The organism is Streptomyces formicae, assembly GCF_002556545.1.
GTDB classification, from domain to species: Bacteria; Actinomycetota; Actinomycetes; order Streptomycetales; family Streptomycetaceae; genus Streptomyces; species Streptomyces formicae_A.
In genome coordinates this window covers 2,772,044-2,793,341 of record NZ_CP022685.1, presented here as the reverse complement: position 1 = coordinate 2,793,341, position 21,298 = coordinate 2,772,044, and the positions used below count along the sequence as shown (strand labels likewise).

The 21,298-nt window shown below is 67.2% G+C and carries 20 protein-coding genes; 6 read left to right on the top strand and 14 right to left on the bottom strand.

Translation table 11 applies throughout. From position 1 onward, the window contains the following. Positions 1 to 248: 248 nt before the first annotated feature. Both KY5_RS42940 and KY5_RS41385 read right to left on the bottom strand, forming a co-directional pair. Entirely contained in the window at positions 249 to 374 is a 126-nt protein-coding gene (locus tag KY5_RS42940) for a hypothetical protein (RefSeq protein WP_267894271.1), read from the bottom strand. 24 nt (positions 375 to 398) lie between these two features. Beyond that, positions 399 to 899: a UvrD-helicase domain-containing protein gene (locus tag KY5_RS41385; protein ID WP_234362698.1), complete on the bottom strand. Its 501-nt coding sequence runs from the start codon at positions 897 to 899 to the stop codon at positions 399 to 401. Between the two features lie 407 nt (positions 900 to 1,306). Here KY5_RS41385 and KY5_RS11760 point away from each other — a divergent pair, with 407 nt between their 5' ends. The 5 genes from KY5_RS11760 (at position 1,307) to KY5_RS11740 (ending at position 9,322) form a co-directional block, all read left to right on the top strand. Next, a complete protein-coding gene (locus KY5_RS11760) occupies positions 1,307 to 2,518 on the top strand; it encodes a hypothetical protein (RefSeq protein WP_098242190.1) in 1,212 nt (403 codons plus the stop codon). 535 nt (positions 2,519 to 3,053) lie between these two features. Continuing rightward, positions 3,054 to 3,707: a hypothetical protein gene (locus KY5_RS11755; RefSeq protein ID WP_098242189.1), complete on the top strand. Its 654-nt coding sequence runs from the start codon at positions 3,054 to 3,056 to the stop codon at positions 3,705 to 3,707. Between the two features lie 22 nt (positions 3,708 to 3,729). Next, positions 3,730 to 6,825 (top strand): hypothetical protein, encoded by a 3,096-nt coding sequence (locus tag KY5_RS11750; RefSeq protein WP_098242188.1) that lies wholly within the window; start codon positions 3,730 to 3,732, stop codon positions 6,823 to 6,825. Beyond that, positions 6,822 to 8,192, top strand: coding sequence for a protein kinase domain-containing protein (locus KY5_RS11745; RefSeq protein WP_098242187.1), 1,371 nt, complete (start codon positions 6,822 to 6,824; stop codon positions 8,190 to 8,192). The genes KY5_RS11750 and KY5_RS11745 overlap by 4 nt, the downstream gene beginning before the upstream one ends. Before the next feature lie 71 nt (positions 8,193 to 8,263). Next, the gene (locus KY5_RS11740) at positions 8,264 to 9,322 is read left to right on the top strand and encodes a hypothetical protein (RefSeq protein ID WP_098242186.1); all 1,059 of its coding nucleotides are present in this window, start codon (positions 8,264 to 8,266) and stop codon (positions 9,320 to 9,322) included. Between the two features lie 80 nt (positions 9,323 to 9,402). Here KY5_RS11740 and KY5_RS11735 read toward each other — a convergent pair whose 3' ends face one another. From KY5_RS11735 to KY5_RS42495, 6 genes are all read right to left on the bottom strand, one after another. Continuing rightward, on the bottom strand, positions 9,403 to 11,835 hold the full coding sequence (locus KY5_RS11735; RefSeq protein WP_234362697.1) for a preprotein translocase subunit SecA: 2,433 nt from the start codon (positions 11,833 to 11,835) through the stop codon (positions 9,403 to 9,405). A gap of 331 nt (positions 11,836 to 12,166) precedes the next feature. Then, positions 12,167 to 12,478, bottom strand: coding sequence for a hypothetical protein (locus KY5_RS11730; protein ID WP_098242185.1), 312 nt, complete (start codon positions 12,476 to 12,478; stop codon positions 12,167 to 12,169). A 127-nt stretch (positions 12,479 to 12,605) separates the two neighbouring features. Then, positions 12,606 to 13,436 (bottom strand): hypothetical protein, encoded by an 831-nt coding sequence (locus KY5_RS41735; RefSeq protein ID WP_159072513.1) that lies wholly within the window; start codon positions 13,434 to 13,436, stop codon positions 12,606 to 12,608. Further along, entirely contained in the window at positions 13,433 to 14,005 is a 573-nt protein-coding gene (locus tag KY5_RS11725) for a ParA family protein (RefSeq protein WP_234362696.1), read from the bottom strand. The genes KY5_RS41735 and KY5_RS11725 overlap by 4 nt, the downstream gene beginning before the upstream one ends. After that, the gene (locus KY5_RS42500) at positions 13,968 to 14,204 is read right to left on the bottom strand and encodes a hypothetical protein (protein WP_234362695.1); all 237 of its coding nucleotides are present in this window, start codon (positions 14,202 to 14,204) and stop codon (positions 13,968 to 13,970) included. The genes KY5_RS11725 and KY5_RS42500 overlap by 38 nt, the downstream gene beginning before the upstream one ends. A 406-nt stretch (positions 14,205 to 14,610) precedes the next feature. After that, positions 14,611 to 15,474 (bottom strand): hypothetical protein, encoded by an 864-nt coding sequence (locus tag KY5_RS42495; RefSeq protein WP_234362694.1) that lies wholly within the window; start codon positions 15,472 to 15,474, stop codon positions 14,611 to 14,613. A 489-nt stretch (positions 15,475 to 15,963) separates the two neighbouring features. On the opposite strand from KY5_RS42495, the gene KY5_RS11715 reads away from it, so the two are divergent. Beyond that, a complete protein-coding gene (locus KY5_RS11715) occupies positions 15,964 to 16,218 on the top strand; it encodes a DUF6332 family protein (protein ID WP_098242184.1) in 255 nt (84 codons plus the stop codon). Positions 16,219 to 16,229: 11 nt separating this feature from the next. Here the strand turns inward: KY5_RS11715 and KY5_RS11710 are convergent, their stop codons facing one another. The 6 genes from KY5_RS11710 to KY5_RS41730 form a co-directional block, all read right to left on the bottom strand. After that, on the bottom strand, positions 16,230 to 16,658 hold the full coding sequence (locus KY5_RS11710; RefSeq protein ID WP_098242183.1) for a hypothetical protein: 429 nt from the start codon (positions 16,656 to 16,658) through the stop codon (positions 16,230 to 16,232). A gap of 50 nt (positions 16,659 to 16,708) precedes the next feature. Then, positions 16,709 to 18,160, bottom strand: coding sequence for an NDP-hexose 2,3-dehydratase family protein (locus KY5_RS11705; protein WP_234362693.1), 1,452 nt, complete (start codon positions 18,158 to 18,160; stop codon positions 16,709 to 16,711). Continuing rightward, positions 18,157 to 18,990 carry an NAD-dependent epimerase/dehydratase family protein gene (locus tag KY5_RS11700; protein ID WP_159072512.1) on the bottom strand — a complete coding sequence of 278 codons (834 nt, stop codon included), beginning with the start codon at positions 18,988 to 18,990 and terminating at the stop codon, positions 18,157 to 18,159. The genes KY5_RS11705 and KY5_RS11700 overlap by 4 nt, the downstream gene beginning before the upstream one ends. Positions 18,991 to 19,022: 32 nt before the next feature. Further along, on the bottom strand, positions 19,023 to 20,213 hold the full coding sequence (locus KY5_RS11695) for a macrolide family glycosyltransferase (RefSeq protein ID WP_159072511.1): 1,191 nt from the start codon (positions 20,211 to 20,213) through the stop codon (positions 19,023 to 19,025). Further along, on the bottom strand, positions 20,200 to 20,916 hold the full coding sequence (locus KY5_RS11690) for a flavoprotein (RefSeq protein ID WP_234362692.1): 717 nt from the start codon (positions 20,914 to 20,916) through the stop codon (positions 20,200 to 20,202). The genes KY5_RS11695 and KY5_RS11690 overlap by 14 nt, the downstream gene beginning before the upstream one ends. Before the next feature lie 101 nt (positions 20,917 to 21,017). Beyond that, positions 21,018 to 21,158: a hypothetical protein gene (locus KY5_RS41730; RefSeq protein WP_157877745.1), complete on the bottom strand. Its 141-nt coding sequence runs from the start codon at positions 21,156 to 21,158 to the stop codon at positions 21,018 to 21,020. Positions 21,159 to 21,298: the final 140 nt, after the last annotated feature.

Here is a 21,298-nt window from a genome sequence, read left to right as displayed (position 1 = left end):
CAGTCAAGGGAATCCGTGTTCCAGGGAGCGGCTTAAGATTCGCACGAACGTTCTCGAATTGTGGTGTGAGTTAAGTGTTGTGCCGTCTGGGGTTGAAACGCGTCACATGTGGCCGATCCTTCGGCGTGATGGTGGGAATGGGAGGCGGTGACAACTGGGTATGCGGCCCGAGCGAATGGCGCAAAGAGGGCACTGCGGTCGCCCGTGGGGCCTTCATGAGGCAGGTTGCTCTCCGTGTCGGCGCGTACTTAGCTGCGCGCGCTGGTGTGCCACCGCTCTTCCCTGGCGGCTTGGTTGCGCGAGGCCCCGAGTTGCTGGTTGGCGGCGGGTCTGCCGTAGGACAGGGCTCCCGCGATCCCGCGGTGGGTGAGCATCAGGTAGTTGGTGGTGTCGTCTGGTCAGCCCCGCTCGGTGAGGTGCTGGGGAGCCGCATCCAGGCACGCATGGCCGGCGGGCAGGGTGGAGTTGAGGAAAACGTGTACCTCCCCGTCAGTGTGCTCACCGACCGCCTCTTGCTGCAGCTCGGGACGGATCTTGTTGAGAACGGCGACGACGGGCAGAGAGCAGCGATGGTTCTCGTGCTTGGTGATGGGGGTCAGTTGGGGGTGGACGACGGCGCCCTGTCCGGAGGGGTAGATCTTCTGTATGGAGTCGCCGAACAGTCCGACGACGCACGAGTGGTGGCCGGCTCCGGCGATGTGGTCCAGCAACAGGCGGATCGTCTTCGGGGAGGTGTTTTGGTACTCGTCGACGAAGATGATCGGGTAGCCGTCAGCGATGAGGCGCGTGAGTTTGGGATGCTGGGTCACCATGCGTAGCGCGAGATCGATGACTTCGTCGTGGGATATTTTCCCCCGTTCCAGGCGACGTCGGCGGTCGACGTACTGGACTGGCGACATCCCAGGCTGCCGCTCTGAAGACCTGCTCCGACGCCCCAGGCGAGGTCTTGTCCAGTGGTGCCATCCGTCGAGGGACACCCGTCGTCCTGCAGTGAGGCAGAGTCAGGCGGCTATGAAGCGGACCCAGTTCGACGACGCGGACGGACTTCCTCAAACATCTAGATCGACCAGCGATCCGGGCCATGGCGTCCGTGTCGATCCCGGCCCGAAGTCTGCCTGTGATCGGATTTGCCCGCAGTCCTCCTATCGGATCGGCTACCTTATGTGCTGAGAGTGGTGCTGGGGGTGACAGGAGCGACCGGGAGTGACAACTTTCCCTGCGTAGACAATCCATCCTCGCATGCGTATAGGGGTTCAACCTCACCGGGAACCTCAACCTAGAGTCAGGGTGCAACCAGGACGATTCAATGATTGACGAGCAGCTTGGACTGGATACGGCAGCGGCCGAGCAGACTGTCGTTTCTGTATTCAGGCAGATTGTTGCTGTCCTTGCGAGCCGGTCCAACGCGGCGATCGATGACGTTGCCCTGTTCCACCTGGCGAACACGTTGTTCGCTGCGTTTGCCAGGGCGGGGGAGGACGGCCTCACAACAGAGCAGATCAAGACGGCCTGCGCCGCCTTCCCGGACGAGCTAGTCAAGGACCGCCTGAGCGTGCTGAAAGGGCTCGGCGCGATCCAGCCTGCCTTTGACAAGCCCTACCAACGTGAGTACCGGGCCTCCTTCACCAGCTACGTCTCCATGCTGTTCGTCCAGCGGATGTTGGCCCGCGGAGGTCAGTCGGAACTGCACCAGCTTCTGACGATGGAGAAGATCAGGCTGGAAGGCGGGGAGAGCACAGCCGAGGAAGCCCTTGAGGTAGTGGTCGGTATCACCACCGCACTTCGACTGCTCGTCGCCGAACTCGTAGCGCTGACCGTCAGCGGCACGGTGGAAAACCTGCGGGAGCGCGCGCCACTGCTATGGAACGCCAAGTCGCTGATCGACCAGGCGTCCGCAGTGCACGAGATCCTGTTGCAGTTCTGGCCCGCACTCAGCCGTAAATGCGGCGAACTGCGCTCGGCGATCGCCGCCTACGAAGATGCCTCGACGAACGCCTCGGCCCGTCTCATGGCAGCAGCGGGAACTTCCCGGGCCTTGAATCTCCTACCCCCCGAGATGTGGAAGCGCTTCGCGAACCGCGCATCGGTGGACGAGCTCGCGGCGGTCCTGGCCGATCAGGTATTCGACGCGCCATCCCCATGGCACGACGTCGCTGACCTCGCGGAGGCCGTGGCCCGCACGTCACAGACAACTACCAACCGCCCGACACCACCGCGGTCCCCAGTTCCCGATAACAAAGAACAGCCCTACCAGGAATGGAAGGACGCCGAGGCCGAACGGCTGGCGGCAATCGCCGAGGAAGCGCTCAGCGGCGAGGACTCTGTGGCAGTGGAACACCTTCTGTCGGACATCGGCTGGGTAACAGCACGCCGCCTACTGTCCGACCTGACCGCCGCGAGCAACAACGACCGACTCCCCTACCGACTGACCTGGACCGGCCCGGTCCAGGTACGGGCAGGCAGTGTGCCGTCCTGGCTCACCTGGGGCGTATTCGAACGAGTACGGAGACCCGCGTGAGTGATCCGGACGAGGCACTGTGGTGGGCGAGGGTGCGGGCCGAAGGCCCGCTGCGCATGCCGGCAGCCACAAGAACACCGGCAGGCATGCTGCGCGTAGTGGAGCAGGATGGTGAGAGCTTCTGGCTGGTGCCCCGCCCACCCGACGACGTCACTCCAGCCGTGCTCCGCGAACTGCAGATGCCCTTGCTCTCCGTGAGACACCCCAACGAGACCAACCGGGTCCTTGCTGCAGCGCTGCGCTGCTGCTGGACCGATGTTCAGGCAAGCCCCTGGCCAGGCCAGTCGGCAACGATGCACGAGGTACTGGACGTCGTGGACCAGCTCATCCCCGGACGCGAAAGAGAAATTCTGCACCGCTTCGCAATGGGAGCATTCCGCCGCCTGCACACCAGTCGGTGGTTGTACATCGATGGCCAGGCGCAGACAGTCCGTCTTGGGCCCTGGACAGCCACCTGGCCCGACCAAGACATCTCCCTACTGCGGGACCTATGGCGTGAAATACCGCCCCCTCGACCTCCCGGGCAGGCGCACCGATGAGCGGCCTCTTCGACGACATGCTCCAGCCGCTCGGCGACAAACAGCGCGACGCGCTGGTCTCAGCCTGGGCCGCCCTTGAGTACGGCAGCGAGCCTGCAAGCGAAGCCGCGCTTCCCGCCCTCCGAGACGCGGCACTGCGTCACCAGCTCGAACAAATGCTGCACATGACCGGCCGCACGCTGGTCCCCGCAGGCGCCAACCTCTGGACATCGGGATACCGGGACGACATCGCTGCAGAACTCGTCGCGAATGGCTGGGGGATACTGCCGCCGCTGGAAAGAGCCGCGCTGATCCTGGTACTGATCCACTCAGTTGCGATCCCCCGAGCAGAAGGACGCCTGAGTGGGGACAACTGGCAGTCGAACCACCCCACGACACCGACCCAGCTGCGGAAACTCTCGCAGATCCACGGGCAACTGCGCCTGTCTGAGGCCCTGCAACGACTGCGCGCAGCAGGCCTGGTCCGCACGGCGCGCGTACCAGACCACGAGACACCAGGATCCTCCTACATTCCCGGGCCCGCACTACGCCGACTCACACCAGCCGCGCGCCAACGACTCCAGGAAAACCTGATCCTGGCCGTGGGCCCGGATACCGCGCTCGCTACCGCGATCACGGTCCGCCGGAACCTCGGCAACCCCCAGAAATGACGAATTCCCCAAGGAACGGTGCATGGACAAAAAAGAGCCGCCGAAAGACATTGTCGGCGACCGTGTCCTGGTCGGCCTCCAGAGCGTGCGAATCTCCAGGCTCTCCACCCACCCCATCCCGCTGGCAGCCAGCACCCTCATCGCCGTGGCAGGACAAGGGCCGAAAGACTCCAACGGAGCAGGGAAGTCGTCACTCCTGGCCCAGATCAGCTTGCTGCATGCCGACGAACAGTGGCGATTCAGCTCCGGCGCACCCGCCGCAGTCGACCTGCTGTTCAACTCCGAAGACGCCGGCGGCGAGGAGCACTGGGGCAACGCCGACTACGGATACCTCATCGGCGTGTTTGCACCCCCCATGGGCGCCCTCGCCCAGTTGCAGGCCGGCGCCCTGACCGTGTGGATCCGGATCGACAGAAACAGCCAAAAAGGCAGCCCCCGGCTGAAACTGCGCTGGCAGGAAGGACTGCTTCTACCCGCTGGAGACAGCGAAGCCGAACGGGAACAGTCCGCGGACTCGGTGTGGCACGCCCTGCCTCCACAGGCCGGACGATACGACGTGGCGGCCCGCGACCTTCCGTACACGCTCTACGGGGACCACGTGCGCTGCGTGTCGTTCCTGTCGACATCGGTACGGGCCAGTGCCGCCCCCAACCTCCTCGCCCAGCCACTCAACGAGATCTCCGAGCGGCGGATCTTCGAGGCAATCGCCGTACTCACCGGCATTGAGCACGAACTACAGCAGGAACGCCAGGCACGCCGCAACGAGTACGACCGCCTCCAAAAGGCCAGCAAAGCCGAGTCCGACCTCGCCACATGGGAAGAGCAGACTCAGATCACCGAAGAGGGCATCGAGGCCCGCGATCAGGCGCGCAAGGACGTTATCGACGCCGCTGACCGCTGGCGGTCACATACAGCACAGGTGCTGTACAACGCCCTCCAACGCGATGCCGACATCCAATCCGAGATAGCCGGGGCCGACGCCGAGATCGAACAGGACAAGCGCACAGCGCACGAGCTAGCCAGGCGAGCGAAGGAACTGGCCGACGACGAGGCATTCACGAAAAGACAGAAGGCCGCGCAGAGCACATTCACAAAGCTCGACGACGCCGACCGCGACCTGGGCGAGCAGGTGGCAACTCTGCAACAGCAGATCGAAGAAGCCGACGGCTGGTGGCGTGAGGCAAAACTCAATGCCCGTGACGCCGACGGCCGCGACGAACCAACCGCCCAACGAGAGCGTGCCGACGCGGGCGCCGAGTTGGACAAGAGGGTCAAGGCAGTCGGAGTGGCGGAGAAGGCACTATCCGACGCCGAGGAAGGCTTGGAGGACGCGGGAAGCGGCAAAGACCTGGCAAGACAGCAGATCGACCTCCTCGCAACCGAGAGAATCGAGGCCATCTGTCTCCTTGACGCCGTTGCCCTCACTGATCAGCAGAGGCCAAAGTGGGAGCCGGCCCTGTGGCCGTACTGTGCAGCCGCCGTCGTGGACCACCACCATCTCAAGATGGCCAGTGACCTCCTCGCGGACCTGCCCGGCTCGATCTTGATCGCGGCCAATCTGACCGCAGCCCCAAGGAACGCTGACCTCCCGTGCAACACCAACTCGGACTACGACCTGAGCGGTTTCCTCGCGTCACTGGACTTGCGAGTCACAGCCCACGCCAACCCTGACCGTGTCTACGATGATGCGGGCATCGTGACGATCGGCGGTTTTCCCCGGCCCGTGACCGACCGCGCCGCCCGCATCGCCGCTGCACGAGACCGCGTCCGTCAGGAATTCGACAGTCACCGGGAAGCCGTGCGGATGCAGAAGGCCGCCGAGCAGCAAGTCGCCGGTGCTGAGCGCAGACTGAACGGCGTAAGAGCCGCAGCCGAAGCCGTTGAGTTGCAGAGAAAGATCAGCACTCTGCAGGCGGAAGACCAGGCCGCCCGAGACAAGCGCGCGAAACTGGCCCCTGACCTCACTGCCGCAGCTGCCGAACGGGACGAGGTGCTCCGTCTGGAGGGGCGCCGCGAAAACGAAATCAAGTCTCTGCGCGCACAGAAGGCTGCCCTCGACGAAACCACCAGAGAGAGGCAAGAAAAACGGGGAAGTCTCGAAAAAGAGCAAGTACAGCTGGACCTCGCCGGACTGAGAGCCCGCTGGAACGGTACGGACGAGTCCGCTCGAGACTACCTGCTAGCCCTGCCGGAAACCCAGCAAGCCTGGACGCCTGAAGACTGGTGGGAAGAAGCCAAGACTCTGATCAACACCGCGATATCCAACTGCTTCCCTCCAGCCGCCTCTCACACCAGACCGAAAGAAGTCACCAGCCTGCTGACCGAGTTCAGCCAGCGCGGCCCAGACAGCAGCACAAAGGCACAAGCGGCCTTCCCCGCGTTGCGCCACGCGCTGCACGTCTACCTGCGCCAGCACGAAGACACCGACCAGTACGAGCGCCAACAGATCGCCCATCAGCGCAAGGAGCGCCACGAGAGCCTGGCTGCCGCGCGCATCGGCCACGGGGAAGCCGTCCAGGCCAGCCGAGCTCACCGAGGCGCGCTCGCCTCTGCCATCAAGCAGAAGCTGGAAGACGTCAAAGCCGCGTTCGACCGGCTCGATATGACCCACGGCGGATACGGAGCCTCACTCCAATACGACGAACCTCTCCCTCCAGCCCACCCCACCGAGAACTGGGAATGGAAAGTCACGCCGACGTGGCGGCGCGCCCGCAGACGCCATCACATCCCCTACAATCGGCGGGCCAACACCGCACAGATCGATGATCGGGCGATCAAACTCGTGTGCGCCGCTGCAGCGGCGAGCGGCACCGGTCGGCCCCTCGTCCTCGTTCTCGACGAACTCGGCCGCAATCTCGGCAAGCAGCACCGCCGGGAGGCGGTCGCCCTGCTCGGCCAGATCGGCAGGGAGAGCGGCATCACCGTCGTCGGGGCACTGCAAGACGACATGGAGTCCTACGCCATCGACGCCTGCGGCGAATACATCAAGCTACGCCGCAGCTCAGACTCCAGCCCGTACAACGAGCAACCCGTCGTCGTCGGCTACGACGAGCACGCCCCACGTGTCGAACTGCTCCGGGCCTGGCTGACCGGCAACGAGTACCGGGATGCGGTATGACCGCCCGCTCCCGCCCGCGTGGCTTCGCGATGCGTCACCTCAGCGTCTATCCCGGCCTCACCACATACGCAGTTCCCCTGCCCGATGGTGACTACAGCACCGACCGCCACGGTAATCCCAAGATCGCGCGTGTCACTCTGGAGCCGGAAGGTTTCCCCGCACCGCACCGCCCGGACGGCCTGACCGACAGCCAGTGGGCCTTTGCCACCAACGGCCCCCGCCGATGGCAGTCCGCCGTGACCACATTCGGCGACCGTGCCGAGGAGATAGCCGCAGAGCTTGCGCGCAACGGATGCATAGTCCTCGAATGCGACTTCCGCGACGCCCGCGTGGTCCTGCCGCCCCGTGGCTGGGCTCCCCATCCTGACCTGCATGCGGCCCAGCAAGAGCGCACCAGCCAGCGCGCTGCCCAAAGGGCCGCTCAGGACAACGAAGCACGCCGTCTTTCCGCCGAACTCGCCCGCGATCCCGCCGCCCGACCATTGCAAGCCATCCTCAGAGCACAACGGCACGGTGCCTACCGTGACCACGTCATCGAGGCCGCCCGCGTCCTTCTCGCCGACGAGACCATGACCGGCATGGGCGAGGTCGAGCCCTGGGCTCCTGTGCAGTGGCTCAAGCGTGGAACGAAGTCCGACTACGAGAAGGACCAGGAGCCGCTTGCTGAGGGCGGCCAGGGCGCTGTTTTTGGCGGCGTGCACAAGCACGCCCGCATTCCCGTCGCTCTGAAACAGCTCCGCTACGGTGATGAGGGCTCTGTGCACCGCATGGGTCGCGAGATCTCCATCGGTCACCTGTACGGACAGCACCCGAACGTCATGCCGGTGCTTGACTCTGACCCAGATGGTCGATGGTTCGTCATGCCGCTTGCGAACGGCAGCGCAGCCAGCCACGCGGAACGTCTGCGGCGGGAGACCGGAGCTCTGCGGGACCTTGTCACAGCGGTCTGCGAAGGACTGCGCCGTCCGCACGCCGACGATCGGATGCACCGCGACATCAAGCCGGCAAACGTCCTCCTCCTCAACGGCACGTGGGTCGTGGCGGACTGGGGGTTGGGACGTCAGCCCCGAGGAGAGACCAGCGTTCCCCACCGAACGCGGACCGGCACCGGCTTCGGGTCCGAGGGGTTCGCCGCGCCTGAGCTGGCATCCGGAAACCCCCATCACGTGGCGTCCAGTGCTGACATCTACAGCATCGGACGACTCATCGCAGCCATCCTGACCGGAGAGCGTCCCGAGCAGAATGTCTCCCTGCTACCCGCGAACGGACCATGGCGAGCCGTAGTAGAGGAGGCAACCCGCCACAAACCGACCGACCGCCCGCAGGACGTGGACGAACTCCTGCGCCTGCTCAAGGACATTTCGTGACTGTTCCCACACTGTCTCAGCGTTGCCAGCCACTGAGCTTGGTCCGCCCCAGCTAAAGGATCACCTTGTCGATGACGCGCATCGCGCTAGAGCCGTACTTCCTCCACCAGGATCAGGTTCAGTCCCTCCTCGGCGAACAGCGGACGGAGTCCGCGCGGGCGAGGGCCGCTCGCAGAAGCGAGCCCGAGGCGGCGCTGCCCTACGTACTCGCAACAGAACTGGCAGAAGTTCTGTCCTCGTTGGGGGTTCGTGAGCTCGCCAGGTGCCTCCTGGAACAGGATCTGCAGGCAGGGCAAATCATCGGCGCTGAGCTGGAATTTACGTTCCAGCGGGACCGAGAACACGATGCCCCGGGCTTCAAGCCGGTCAGCTTCACGGCTGTTGTCGACGCGGGCGAACCGGTGCGCGTCACTGGCACTTTCAACTCGGCAAGAACCGCCAGCTCGTCCGCGGCCGGGAGCCTTGCCGGAAGCAGACGGGCCTACCTGATCGGCACGGTCACCAGTCTCAGCGCGGCGCAAATTGAGCTCAGGCCAGTCTTCATCGGCATTAGGTCGTTCATCGGTAACCATGCCGCCGTCGAGCTCCCGGCGCCCGGAGCGCGGGTGTACCCCAGCGATATCGGCCAGTTCTGCGGGATCGACTTCGCGTCACCCCTCACAGAGGCCGAGAGGGAAGCGGTCCTGCGCGTGCCCGAAGAAGTGGTGAAACACGCCTTCGCCGGGCTGATCGGCGAGTCGTACGTTCCGAAGGACTGGGGCGGTGAACGTTCCGATCTCTACACATCGCGGGTGTTCGCCCGTGGCCACCAGGTTTCGGCTGCCTGGCTGTTCAAAGGACCCGGTCACCCCCGCGCAATGGACGTTAAGGCCTTGGGTAAGAACGGCGACCAGATCGACCGTCTGTTCACCGAGCCCGCAGAGCTACTCGTTCTGCAGCACTGCCACCAGATCAAGCCGAGCGTGGTGGGCATGATGGACGCCTACGCCCACGACGCCCGGCGCCCCCGCTCCTACATGATCATCGACGGGGCGGACACCGGACGTATTCTGAGGTCGCTGGGCCTGCTCCCGGCAATCTCAGCAACTCTGCCTCTGCAGAACCAAGGATCGGGAGCCCCAAGGCACTGAGCTCTTTCAAGGATCACGATCGCGCCCTGCGTGATGCTTGCGGCTACTTCAGGTACGGCGTTCGGTTGAGGGCCGGAGGGCTACCGCTTCCGCTTCGGTCTTTTCTGCTTGGACTTGGTTTTGCCCGTGTTGCGCGCCGGGTGCTTGGCGTTGGGATGGATCGTTCGCTGCAAGTCCGAGGCGGGCCGCAATGTCCTCACTGTCGCGGTGACGGAAGTGTCGAGCGGTCCGATGTGCCCGTCGTAGAGGATGTCCCGGAGGTCGCCGGTCGGTTCGTCGTACAGGAAGACAACGCCTCGCGGGAGATTGAGCTGGTGCTTCTTCGCACGCACATAGTCCATGACCCGCTGCTTGGCAGCGGCAGGTTCTTCTCCGGCAGGGCGAGTAGCCCAGACGAAGAGCCATCCTTCGGCGGGGTCGGCACTGGCCGTGATGGGGACGGTGATACTGCGGCCTTGGCCGTTCGGCGAGGGGTTGTTGAGGAGCTCGGCGCCGTAGCGAGCGAACTTGTGCTGAGCGGTGTGGGCACCGGACAGGAGTGTGGTCCCGATGCTCAGCCAGCCCGTGACGTTGCGCTCTTGTAGTTCATCGACGAGGGACGCGGTTGGGGTCGCGGCCATGTGTGGTTTGAGGGCGGATGCGGCTTCGGGACCCGCCTCATGCCTAGTGTGGAACCACTGGTCGAGAGCGTCGGTGCGGCTCGTCACGATGGCCGGCTTCTGTGAGCGGTAGCGGCGCAACTCGGCTGGCGACGGCTCGGGGATGAACGGGAACGCGGTGCGCACCTGTGCCGGGTCAGGCTCAACCCAAAGGCCCGCCTCGAAGAAGTGCAGGAACAGGTCCAGCTCGTCCGGTGCGCTGAACATGAGCGTGACGTTCGGGTTGCGACGTCGCCGTAGGTAGAGCAGGAACTCAGAGGGTCGGTCGACGAGTTCTGTGATCAGCTCAAGGTCGTGCAGTGACACTGTCCATGGGATGTTGTCGGCGCTGAGCAGCTCCGCCCGCACCAGCTCCGCGGTGGCAGTGAGCACGGGCGAGATGTCATCGAGGCTGACTGCGATCGTGTGGATCTCGCGGATGTGACTGAGGTCTACCCACCCCTCGTCCTCAATGCGCAGGCCTCCGTCCTGCTCGATTCCGTCCCGGATCCGACCAGCTTGCTCGGCGGCTTTCGTGACGATGCCGGTCAGATCATTGCGGATCCGTGTCTTCTTGCCGCCACGGGACAGTGCACTGAACGCGACGGCTTTGTCTTCGATGACAATGGCGACGTCGTCGATCAGGACGAGGTGGTCGCCCTCGACGCGCTTGGTGTACTTCGCCGGGTCAGCGTTTGCCGCCTCCGTGGCGTTCGCGGGCACGTAGTACTCGAACCCGTCCCGGTAGCGGGCTCCGGGCAACACGCGACCCAGGGCGTCTCGGGTGCGGACTTCGAGGAGGTCTCCACGGTGCTTCGCGTACTTGTTCCATGCCGCCGAGGTCTTGAGATGCTCTTCCAGATTCTCGCGGACGGCGAAGACATGGAGCCCTGGGTGGGGCAGCATCAGGCGTTCGTCAGTGGTGACGATGAGCGGTCGGGTCCGCAGCGGATTCTGGCCGGCGGTGAACGCGTTGACGACTTCTGCAGGCGTCGCTCCTGCCAGATCCAGTCGGAACCGCTCGATGACTGCTTTGACCTTGTCCTCAGCGATGCTGGTATGTCTGACGACGTCTTCGATGGCCACAGTGGCCTCGACGGCTTCAGGCTCGAACATCGTCATGAGGCTGGACCGTGCGAGGTCCATGACCCCATCGTCAGCTCGCCCGGTCTCAGCGGACGCCATCGCTTCAGACACAGAGTCACGCATCGCGTCTATGCGATGGTTCATGCTCACCACCTGGAGGTCATGGCACGCGTCGAGAACCGCTAGGGCGTCAGACGCGTCGAAGCCGAGCTCGGCGACAAGAGCCGCCCGCACTTCCGGGTCACCGTCCAAGAGCGCGCGGTTGGTCGTCTCGACCATCTCCGGGTAGGACGAATTTCGCATCCACACCTCGCCCCCTTGGACGAGCAATGACACCAGAGCGAGCTTGTCGGTCGGATCCGCAGCGGCGAAAGAGCGCAGCTGAGCCAAGTGGAGAAGCTTGTCGATCTCCTCCCGCGCCGTCGATACGAAGTGGCTCATCTCCTGCTCCGCGACCGGACCCTGGGGGGAGGCTGTGACATCTGCCGCCTCCTGCGGAGGCACGAGAGCGGTCAACGCGAGTAGTTCGAGTGGCGCGGCACTGGAATCCGCGGTGACCGGCATCATTCCTGCGGGGACCAATGGCAAGAACGCCAGACGAGCCACCTCGATGAGCCGTATCGGGTCGAAGCGTCGTACCTTCGAGGCGAACTCGTCGACTGCTTCGTCGACTGTTTCACCGACAGCTACGGCAGGATCGTCGCCCGCATGGAACTTCCCCATGAGCGCCATGAGGGAGGCCCAGGAGTCAATGATTACCTTCGCGTGCGGGTCGAAAACTGGTGACACCGCACCAGCGTGACGCTTCCGCTTTTTGCGTGCCTCATGACGCTTCGTTCGAGAACCCACGGTGCAACCTCACCACACATCGAGGATGACGAGCCAACCGTTTCTCTTGCTCGTTGACGTGCTCGTAGTCGCGAACGCTCGGCAACGGAGTGCCGAACGATCGAAGATCGTGCTTTCGTCATTGCCGCCACTTTGTGACTCCTGGCGGCTACCAGCGAGACACGGGGGTAGAACCCCAATCGATCTCGCCGGTCCTCGGTGGCCTGCACAGCACAGAGGACTACGGGGCGAGAAATTCCAGGGCAGTTGAGGGGTCGGGCAGGCAGACGGTTTATGGAGCCTGTGGTTTGAACGGGGTGAGGTCCGGTGGGTAGCCCTTGGCGCGGAGCCAGATGTCGAGGGCTATGGCGACGATATCGCCGTGTGGCGTGCCATGGTCGGCGTTGTAGCGGCGGATGCGTCGCTGGAGCTGGAGGATGTCGGGGACGGCGTAGTTGAGCTGTCCGCGTTTGATGTGACGGTCGGCGATGACCGCCGCGGTCTCAGCATGTGGGGTGAGCGGATCGTCGGTGGGTTTGGACTGGGCTCCGAGCGCGTCGGCTATGTCACGCAGGCGACGGGCGTGGTGGGAGAGATCGGGCACGGAGGTTCCTCCGGTCGGTCTGACTAGGCGGCTAGTTAGCCGCCTAGTGGCCTATCGGGATAGTCGGCGGGAAGGAGCGGCCGCGCACTCAGCGAAGTGGCGGCCACCCCGTGTGCCGTACGGCGTGTCAGAAGCCGCGGGCGGTGAGCCATTCGTCCAGGGCGACCGAGACGATGTCGCCGATGGGCAGGTGGTCGAGTTCGTTGTCCAGCGCGAAGCGCTTGATGCGCTTCTTCAGCTTCAGCGCGGTCGGCACGGAGGAGTCCAGGCTCTCGCGCGTGATGATGCGCTGGTTGAGAACGGCAGCTGTGTTGGGAATGTCCTTGGGGCAGCCGGGTCCCTGAGCCCACGGGGCTCCCTCGCTGGGTGCTGCCTCCGATCGCGCGTTCTGCTCCTGGTGAGATACCGGAACATCGCTCCTCACCGGGAAGGCCGTACCGCCTGGGACCGGAGAAACGGCGTGCCGCACGGCAACCTCGGCGGTCGGTGGCACCCCAGCTGTCGTGGGGATGGCGTGAGACAGACCGGCCTGCGGAACCTGCTCGATCAGCTGTGTGGACTGAGCCGCAGGCGCTGCGGGCACGGCAGAATGAGCCGCGAACTGCCCGTGCCCATGCGTCGAATGCCCAGAGTGAGCAGACTGCATGGTGGGCACACCTGCGGCCGGGTGATCCCGCTGGGCGGTCGGTGCCTGCACGGGGGCGCTCGGTACGGCATCGACGGTCGGCTTACCCTGCGCCCCGGTCTCCACGGGGGCCGTGGAAGGCCGCTGGGCCTCGGCCTCATCGACGGCCGGATGCCCTTCGCCCTGGGCCTCGGCCTGTTCGGCGGCGAACTGTTCCGGCGTGAGCTCGGCGGCTGGCGGAGGGGGCGGCGGGGTGGTCTTCTGGGCTCCGCCCAGGGCGCGCCCGCCGGTGCGGCGGGCGGGCGGCTTCGGCCTGTCGTTCTTCTCGCTCATGCGGTGAGTTCCTTCATCAGGTTGGCGTACTCGCTCAGTTCGGTGGGGATCTCGCCGAAGGCCTCCATGTAGTGCACCCAGGAGTGGATGGTGGTCTCGGCGAGCGGGAACGGCTCGTCGCGGTCCGGGCCGATGCCCTCGCACTCGGCGGGCTCCAGCAGCTGGCCCTTGGCCCGGCCGGGCAGGCTGGTGCGGTCGTCGGCCTTGACCATGACCACGTGGGCGGTGACGCCGTGGGGGTTGCGGGCGGCGGCGCGTTCGGCCTCGTCGAAGGTAGCCACCAGCTTGCGGCGCTCGATCTTGGTGGGGGCGACCGGCACGAGCAGCAGGTTCGCTTCGGTAACAGCCTCGTGGAAGATGCGGGCGCTGCCGCCGCCGGCGTCGACCACGATCGCGCCGAACTCGGCGCGCTTGGCACGGATGTACTCGGCGATGTCGTCGAACGGGTACCGCTCGACAACCAGGTTGGCCGGGGCAGTGCTTGCGCGGTGACCTGATCGTCGTGATCGGCCGTGGGTGGAGGGGGTGAGTTCACGCTGCGGACTCCCATTCGCTGCGGGCTTCGGCATGGGCGGCCAGCTCGTCGTAACTGCGCTGGTCGGCGGGGGTGATGAGGATCAGTCGTCCATCGGTGGCGATCCGCCAGTCGGGAGCGGCGCGGCCGGTGACCGGATCGAGGACGCAGCCGTCCGGGGCGTGCCACGCGGTGGGAATCTCGTCGGGGCGTGGCGTGGGAACCACGACCTGGCGCCCGTCGCGGACGATCACCACGGCCTTGCTGCGGTGTTCCGACAGCCGCTCCAGCGCCCGTTGGTGCGCCGCGCGTTCGGCGGCGTGTACCGCCTTGCGCCGGGATGCGACGCCCGCGGTCCCGTGCCGCGCCGCGACTGCGCCCCATCCCCGAGCCAGCTCGGCGATCTCTTCGGCCGCAGCCTCCGGAGGGTGCCCACCGAAGCCCTCCAGAGCATGAGGTGCCAGGGTCCAGGTCTCACCGCTGTGGGGTGGACAAGGCCGTGGTCGGCCAGGCGCCGCAAGGTGCGGTAGAGGGTGGCGCGGGAGACGGAGGACGAGCCGACAAGCTCGGCGACCGTCTGCGCCGCACGGGCGTGCAGTGCACCGATGATCACCAGTGCGGCGCTGCCGAGACCGCGGTGGGCGAAGGCGTCGTGGCCCATCAGCCGGCCGATGACGGTGGAGTCGAGGTCGGCCGTCGTGCCCGTCTCAGAGGTGGGCCACTCCTCAAGTGCCAGGTCGGGGGGGGGTACTGAGTGGTTCGGAAACGAGATTGCGCTACGGGGATGCTGTGGCGGTCGGGGCTGCCCTCGGCGAGATACCAGGTGGAGCCCTCGCGGCCGTGGCCGATGCGCAGACGCCGCAGCCAGCCCCGTGGTTTGAGGACGGTCTCGTAGACGACCCGGAGGGTGGTGCGGGATATCCCCGCTTCCTCCGCGGTCTGCCGCTCGCTGGCGTGGTGCAGGGGACTGCCCGCGATCTCGGCGAAGTTCAGATGCGCCCGCAGGACCCGCAGTGCGGTCCGCCCACGTTCCCCACGCCAGGGCGTCGTCTCGATGCGGTCGCGCAGCGCGGCAAGCACCTCGTACGAGTGGTGCCGCGATTCCAGCACCGTCGTACTGCTGACCGCAGCCGAGGCACTGGCCCACACCCGGCCGATGTACACCAGGGCACGTGATTGCCCAGAGCGCAGCGCGATGCTTTGGGCGTGCCGCCCGCCTTCGTGATCGGGGTGCAGCAAGAGCTGCGTCAGCTGGTCGACGGTGCCGCCGACGCGAGCGACATGGCAGGCGATGGCCCACGTGATCCGGTGCCCGTGCTCGGCCACGCCCTGACGGCTATCGCGCAGGGACACGCTCTGGCCGTCGGAGGCGAGCTTGCTGTAACTGCCCGCCGCGTAGCGGCCGGTGAGATCCCCGAGCAGGATGAGATCGGCTGCAGCCGTAGGCAGCTGGTGAAGACCCAGTCGCTCGCCTGGGTGAAATGGCCGTCGGAGAGAACCTGTCTGGTAGGTGCTGTATGGCACTGTGGAGCCGTCCCGCAAGGACAGAGACGCCACCCAGGCCCGCTAAAACCACGGGTGGTGTCCGGTACCGACCTCCAATCGGTGCCAGCGATGCCTCCAGGATGGCCATCCTGGAGGCATTCGTATGTCTGGCTCCGGTGCTGGAGGCAGGCGTCCCCATCGCGGCTCGACCGAGATCGATTCCGAGTGCGTCAGCGGGTCCACAGCCTGATCAACGCCTTCTGACCTGGGCCGACTCGGACCAAAACAGAGGGCGATTGCCTCTGATCGGCTCCGAGCAGCTCGGTTCGAATCGGGGTCGAATCAGAGCGGTTTCCTCTGACTGCCTCCGGTCGCCTCTGCAACCCGACCTAGCAGGTCACAGCCGATCCGATCTGCGAAGCCGCAGGTCAGAAAGGTGCGTCAGGAATACCCGGCGTACAGCCCGACTCGTCTGCCGCTCCACTCCTTACCCTTCAGGGCCCCGCGCCCCCGTGCGAGACTCGCCCCATGGACAAGGGTCGCGAGTCGCGCTGGGAGAAGGACGCGATGACCGTCGAGATCATGTTCGCGTTGATCAGTGCGGCGTTCGTCGCGGGTGGGGTGTTCTTCGTCGTCCTCGTGCCCGCCCTGGTCTGGGACCTGTCGGCCGGTGTCGACAAGGGGTTCCAGGTGGTCGCCGGGGTGTTGGGGCTCGGGGCGGCCGGGTGGCGGGTGGTTCATGTGTTGGGGCGGTACGACCGGTATCGGCGTGCGGGGCGCTGACTTCGGGCGGGTCAGGCGTCGGGCGCTCCGTCCGCCCCTAGCGCTTTGAGCACCGCCGGTGCCTCGTCCGCGTGTACGCGGAGTTCCGTGCGGCCCGTGGGGGAGCGGAAGGCCACCGTCGCGCTGTCGGCCGAGGTCATCTCCAGGGCGGGGACGGTGAAGGGGACGGCGTTGTGGTTGCCCTTGCGGGGTTGCCAGAAGACGGGGCCGGTGGGGCCGGAGGGCCCGGAGGGTTTGCCGCCCAGCAACAAGTGGCCGTTCTCCCAGGTGTTCTCCGTGAGTTCCGCGTCCTTGAGGTCCGCCGGGACGCGGACGTCCTTGCCCTGGGCCAGGCGGGCCAGGCGGCGTTTCCTCAGGCGGTTCTGGACGGGGCCGACCGGGGCCAGGTAGGCGAGGGCCTCCAGGGTGACGCGGAAGAGTCCTGCGAGGAGTTCGCCCATGGGGTTCGCGCCTTTCGCCCGGATTGGGGGGAGTGTGGGGGTGCTCGATGTTACGCGGGCGAGCGGGGGATCTCCGTCGTCAGGAGGGAGGCCAGCAGGGAGCGGGCCTGCACGTTCACGTAATGGCCGTGCTGGGTGAGGGAGTTGAGCTGGCCCGGAGTGAGCCAGGCGAAGTCCGGTGGTGGTGTCGTGGGGGCCGTGGACTCGTCCGCCTCCACGATCAGGTAGCGGCTGCGGGCGCGCAGGAACCTGCCGCCCTCCTCGGAGAGGACCGTGTCGAAGAGGACCGAGGAGGGTGGCGCCTGAAGGACGGACGTCAGGAACGGGGGCTGCCGGTCCGGGGGCAGGTGCGCGTGGTTGGCGGGGGTGCACTGGACCGTGGGGCCCAGTTCCACCGTGTCGAGGAAGCCGCCCTCCCTGCGCGCGTGGGCCAGGACGTGGCGTACGCCGCCGAAGCGCCGGGTGACGAAGGCCGTGACGCCCGTGCCGAGCGGGCGGAACAGGGGCTGGGTCCACTGGGGGACCTCGCGGCCCTGCGCGCGTACGGAGACGCCCACCACCTCGAAGTAGCGGCCCTGTTCGTGGGCGATGGACCAGCGGTCGCGGTGCCAGCCGGTGACCGAGGACAGCGGGGTCAGCTCCGCCCGCACGTCGCGCAGCGACCGTTCCTCGGTGAACCAGGACCTGACCTCCGCGTCGGAGCGCAGGGCCGACGCGGACTCCGGGGCGAAGGGGAGGCAGGCGAGCACCGAGCGGGAGTCCATGTTGACGACGTCGTCGTGGCGCAGGAGTTCGCCGAGCTGGCCCAGGGTGAGCCAGAGGTATCCGTCGCGGACCGGGACGTCCCGGTCCGTCTCGACCACCATGTTGCGGTTGGTCTTGTGGAAGAACCACGAGCCGTGTTCCGACTGGAGCACGTCGGTGAGGACGCGGCCGCGCGCGGGGCCGACGAAGTGGTCCAGGTAGGCGACGTCGCGGCCCCTGTGCACCTTGGTGTAGTTGCTCCGGGTGGCCTGGACCGTCGGGGAGAGCTGCACCAGGCCCGCGTTGCCCGGCTCCATCTTCGCCTGCATCAGGAAGTGCAGCACCCCGTCGAACTCCCGGGCGAGCAGGCCCAGGATGCCCACCTCGGGCTGGTGGATGATCGGCTGCTGCCAGCCGTGCGGCGCGGAACCGCCGACCTCGGCGCGCAGTCCCTCCACGGAGAAGAAGCGGCCGCTGTCGTGCGCGAGGTTGCCCGTGCCGGGGGTGAACGACCAGCCGGACAGCGCGTCCAGCGGGACCCGGTCCACGAGGTAGCCGCCGGTGCGGGCCCGCGCGGCGAGGAGGTCGGGCACCCGCGTCGTACGCACGCCCGATCCTGAGCCCTCGCGGGCGAGGACGGAGCGGGCCAGGCGGTCGGCGAGGCAGGCGTCACCGCGTGGGCGCAGGGCGGTGGGCCGGGGTGTCGCGTCGGACGTCGTGTGCGGTGCTGCTTCCATGAACTGCCGTGTGGGCGTCATGCGGTCCCTCCTCCGCTCGGCTCGGTTGGGTGAGTCTTCCCCTCGTCCGGCGCTCCGGCGCCGATGTAGCGGTCGAGGAGTCCGTCGGGGTAGTCGGGGCCCAGGCCGAACTCCCGTGCCTCGGGGACGAGTGAGCACATCAGGCGGGTGGAGACCCGCAGCGTCTCGGGCGGCACGTCGTGGAAGCGCCGGCGCGCCCTGCGGCCGAGCCGTTCCTCGACCCCGGCCACCAGGCGTTCGGCGGGTACGGGGGTGCCGGACGCCACGTTGACGACGCGGCCGTGCACGCCGAGGGCGAGCAACCGGTCGAGTACGACGAGGAAATGGCGTACGTCGAGGAGGTCGCGGGAGGCGCCGCGGTGCACGGCGACCTCGCCCGACCTGATCTGGCGCACCAGCGAGGGCACCAGTTGCTTGGCGTTCTGCTGGGTGCCGACGAGGTGGCTGAGCCGCAGCGTCAGCCAGCGGGCGCCCGAGTCGGCGACGACCCGTTCCATGGCGAGCTTGTGCCTGCCGTACGCGGAGAACGGCGCGGGTGAGCCGTCCTCGCGGCCCTCGCCCTCCCTGCCGTACAGGCCGCCCGCGGCGGAGGAGAGGAACACCAGGGTCCTGTCGTGTTCGCGGCACCGCTGTGCCGTACGACGGATCAACCGCTCCTCGCGACCGAAGCACTCCTGTGAGGTCTCCGCGGTGTCCGAGACCCCGGCCGCCACCAGCGTCGCGGTCGGGGCCGATGTCCTGGCGGCGAAGTGGCGGCCCGCCTGCCGGGCGACGAAGCCGCCGCCGATCACTTCCACGCAGGTCACGCCCGTGACTTTCGCGCCGGTCACGCCCGTACCTTCCACGCCGGTCACTTCCGCCTTCATGACGCCGCGAGCCCCTGTTCCACCGCGTCGGCCGCGGCTCCCGCTCCGCCGAAGCCCCGGATCTCCTCGCGCACCGCGCCGACGCGCGCCCGCACGTCCTCGGAGGAGTGCAGCCGCCGCACCGCGGCGCGTACGGAATCGGGGGAGACCGCGCGCAACGGGAGGGCTCCGCCCAGGCCGAGCTCCATCAACCGCCGCGCGTTGCCCGCCTGTTCGCGCAGGCGGGGCACGACCAGCGAGGTCACCCCGTGGTAGAGACACTCCATCACCGTGGCCATCCCGCCGTGGTGGACGGCGAGCGACGCGTGGTCGAGCACCGCCCGCTGCGGGACCCAGGCGTGTGCCGTCACGCCGTCCGGCAGCGGTCCGAGTTCCGCCGGGTCGATCCGGTCGCCGACAGCGAGCACCACGCGCCACTCCGAACCGGCGAACCCCTCGGCCACGGTCGTGAAGAACTCCGGGTGGGCGGTGTCGATGGAGCCGAGTGTCACCAGGGCGAGCGGGCGGCCGTCCGCAGGGGGAGGCGTCCAGGCGTCCCCTGCCGACGCGGTGAGGGGGGCGAGCGCCGGGCCCGCGAAGGTGAACTCCGGTCCAAGCTCGGCGCCGCCCGGCTGGAACAGCCTCGGTGTCAGGACGAGGCCGCCCGCGAGCCGGGCGGACAGATGGGCGCGCGCGCCACCGCGCACACCGTGCTCGGTGAGGAACGCGTCGAGCACGGCGAGGAACTCCCCGGCCACCGGGTTGGCCCCGGGAGTGCCGGGCTCGGCGAGCGACCAGTGCGTGGGTGACGCGGTGTACGTCCACACCTGCGTCACGGGGATGTGCCACTTCGCGGCGAGGACGCTGCCCGCGCCCGCCGGGTCCTCGGTGAGGACGAGGTCGGGACGGTCCTCATCGAGGCTCCGGGCCAGGGCGGGGAGCGTGGCGCGGGCGTCGTCGAGGTAGAGGAGGGGGAGGCGGTGCACCTCGCGCGGCCAGTCGGCCGGGTCGGTGGGCAGCGAGGAGCGGAGGAGGACGGGCGTGGCCCCGGCGGAGCGCACGAGCGGGGCGAACTCCTCCGTGGTCACGTAGCTGACCCGGTGTCCGCGGCGCGTCAACTCCGCCACCACGCCCAGGAGCGGACTGATGTGGCTGTGCGCGGCGGCGGTACAGACCGCCACGTGCGCCGTACGGCTAGACCCGGCCACTGCTCTCCAGAGGATCGGCGGGGTCGGCGGGGCTGTCGGGACTGGTGGGGCCGGTGGTTCCGGGCGCTCCGGCAGGTCCGGCAGGTCCGGCGTGCGTCTCCGTCGCCTCGCCGTCCGGCTTCGACATCCGTACGCGCAGCTCTTCCAGGCTCCCGATGAGGCGCGGCAGCGGCACCGGCTGGTTGCCGTCGCGCTTGCCGGTGGTCATGCTCAGGCCGGTGACGGGCGGGACGAGCGTCACGTTGGAGCGCTCGGCGAGCGCGGCGCGGTGGCCGCGCATGGCGGCGCTCTCCCAGCCGCCGGGCGGCAGCGCGGCCGCGAGCGCGATGGGCGCCTCGGTGCACTGGAGGGCCATCACCGCCGGGGTGTCGGCGAGGCCGAGGGCGAGGCGCGCGATGAAGTGCATTCCCGCGGGATACACCGCGACGGCGTCGGGCCAGTTTGCCAGTTCCACATGGAGTTTCCGCGCCTGCGGCTCCTCGGACCAGGCGTCCTCGAATACGACACGATTGGTGAGTACGGAAAGTCCCTCGCGCGTGACGAAGCGCTGTGCGGACCGGGTGAGGACAATCCGCAATTCGGTCTTCGGGTAACTCACCTGAAACCAGTTGACCCAGAGCGGCAGGAAACTCGCATTCGAAGATCCGGTGCCGACGAGAAGGAGTCTCTCAATTCCTGTCGGAGGTGCCTGGGTGCCAGGCATTCCCCAGTCTTCTTCACGTGGCATGACGTACTCCGGATGGTGGGAGGGAGGGGCGAATGCCGCCCGGGGGGACCCGGGCGGCACACGCGAGTGGACCTGCGTCAGCAGCCGCACCACGAGCAGCAGCAGGAGCAGAGGATGGCCTGCGCCTCGTTGTTGTCCGTGTCGTCCTTGAGGAGCTCGTCCTCGGTCAGGGCGTCCACGTCGAGCAGGTCATCGGCGAGCAGGTCAGCGATCGGCACGACTGTCTCCTTCACTGTGCGATGAGAAGACCGGGGAGCGGGACAGCTCTCCGGGGCCGCCGCGTCATGCGAGCGGCCGACCTCATGATGTCCGCGCCGAATAGTGAATTCTTCAGCCGCTCACCTGGTTTCTGGGACCC

Coding starts and splice junctions, on each gene's coding strand:
- KY5_RS42940 (WP_267894271.1), bottom strand. CDS start 374: ATGCTCACCCACCGCGGGATCGCGGGAGCCCTGTCCTACGGCAGACCC.
- KY5_RS41385 (WP_234362698.1), bottom strand. CDS start 899: ATGTCGCCAGTCCAGTACGTCGACCGCCGACGTCGCCTGGAACGGGGG.
- KY5_RS11760 (WP_098242190.1), top strand. CDS start 1,307: ATGATTGACGAGCAGCTTGGACTGGATACGGCAGCGGCCGAGCAGACT.
- KY5_RS11755 (WP_098242189.1), top strand. CDS start 3,054: ATGAGCGGCCTCTTCGACGACATGCTCCAGCCGCTCGGCGACAAACAG.
- KY5_RS11750 (WP_098242188.1), top strand. CDS start 3,730: ATGGACAAAAAAGAGCCGCCGAAAGACATTGTCGGCGACCGTGTCCTG.
- KY5_RS11745 (WP_098242187.1), top strand. CDS start 6,822: ATGACCGCCCGCTCCCGCCCGCGTGGCTTCGCGATGCGTCACCTCAGC.
- KY5_RS11740 (WP_098242186.1), top strand. CDS start 8,264: ATGACGCGCATCGCGCTAGAGCCGTACTTCCTCCACCAGGATCAGGTT.
- KY5_RS41735 (WP_159072513.1), bottom strand. CDS start 13,436: ATGAGCGAGAAGAACGACAGGCCGAAGCCGCCCGCCCGCCGCACCGGC.
- KY5_RS11725 (WP_234362696.1), bottom strand. CDS start 14,005: ATGCCGAAGCCCGCAGCGAATGGGAGTCCGCAGCGTGAACTCACCCCC.
- KY5_RS11715 (WP_098242184.1), top strand. CDS start 15,964: ATGGACAAGGGTCGCGAGTCGCGCTGGGAGAAGGACGCGATGACCGTC.
- KY5_RS11710 (WP_098242183.1), bottom strand. CDS start 16,658: ATGGGCGAACTCCTCGCAGGACTCTTCCGCGTCACCCTGGAGGCCCTC.
- KY5_RS11705 (WP_234362693.1), bottom strand. CDS start 18,160: ATGACGCCCACACGGCAGTTCATGGAAGCAGCACCGCACACGACGTCC.
- KY5_RS11690 (WP_234362692.1), bottom strand. CDS start 20,916: ATGCCTGGCACCCAGGCACCTCCGACAGGAATTGAGAGACTCCTTCTC.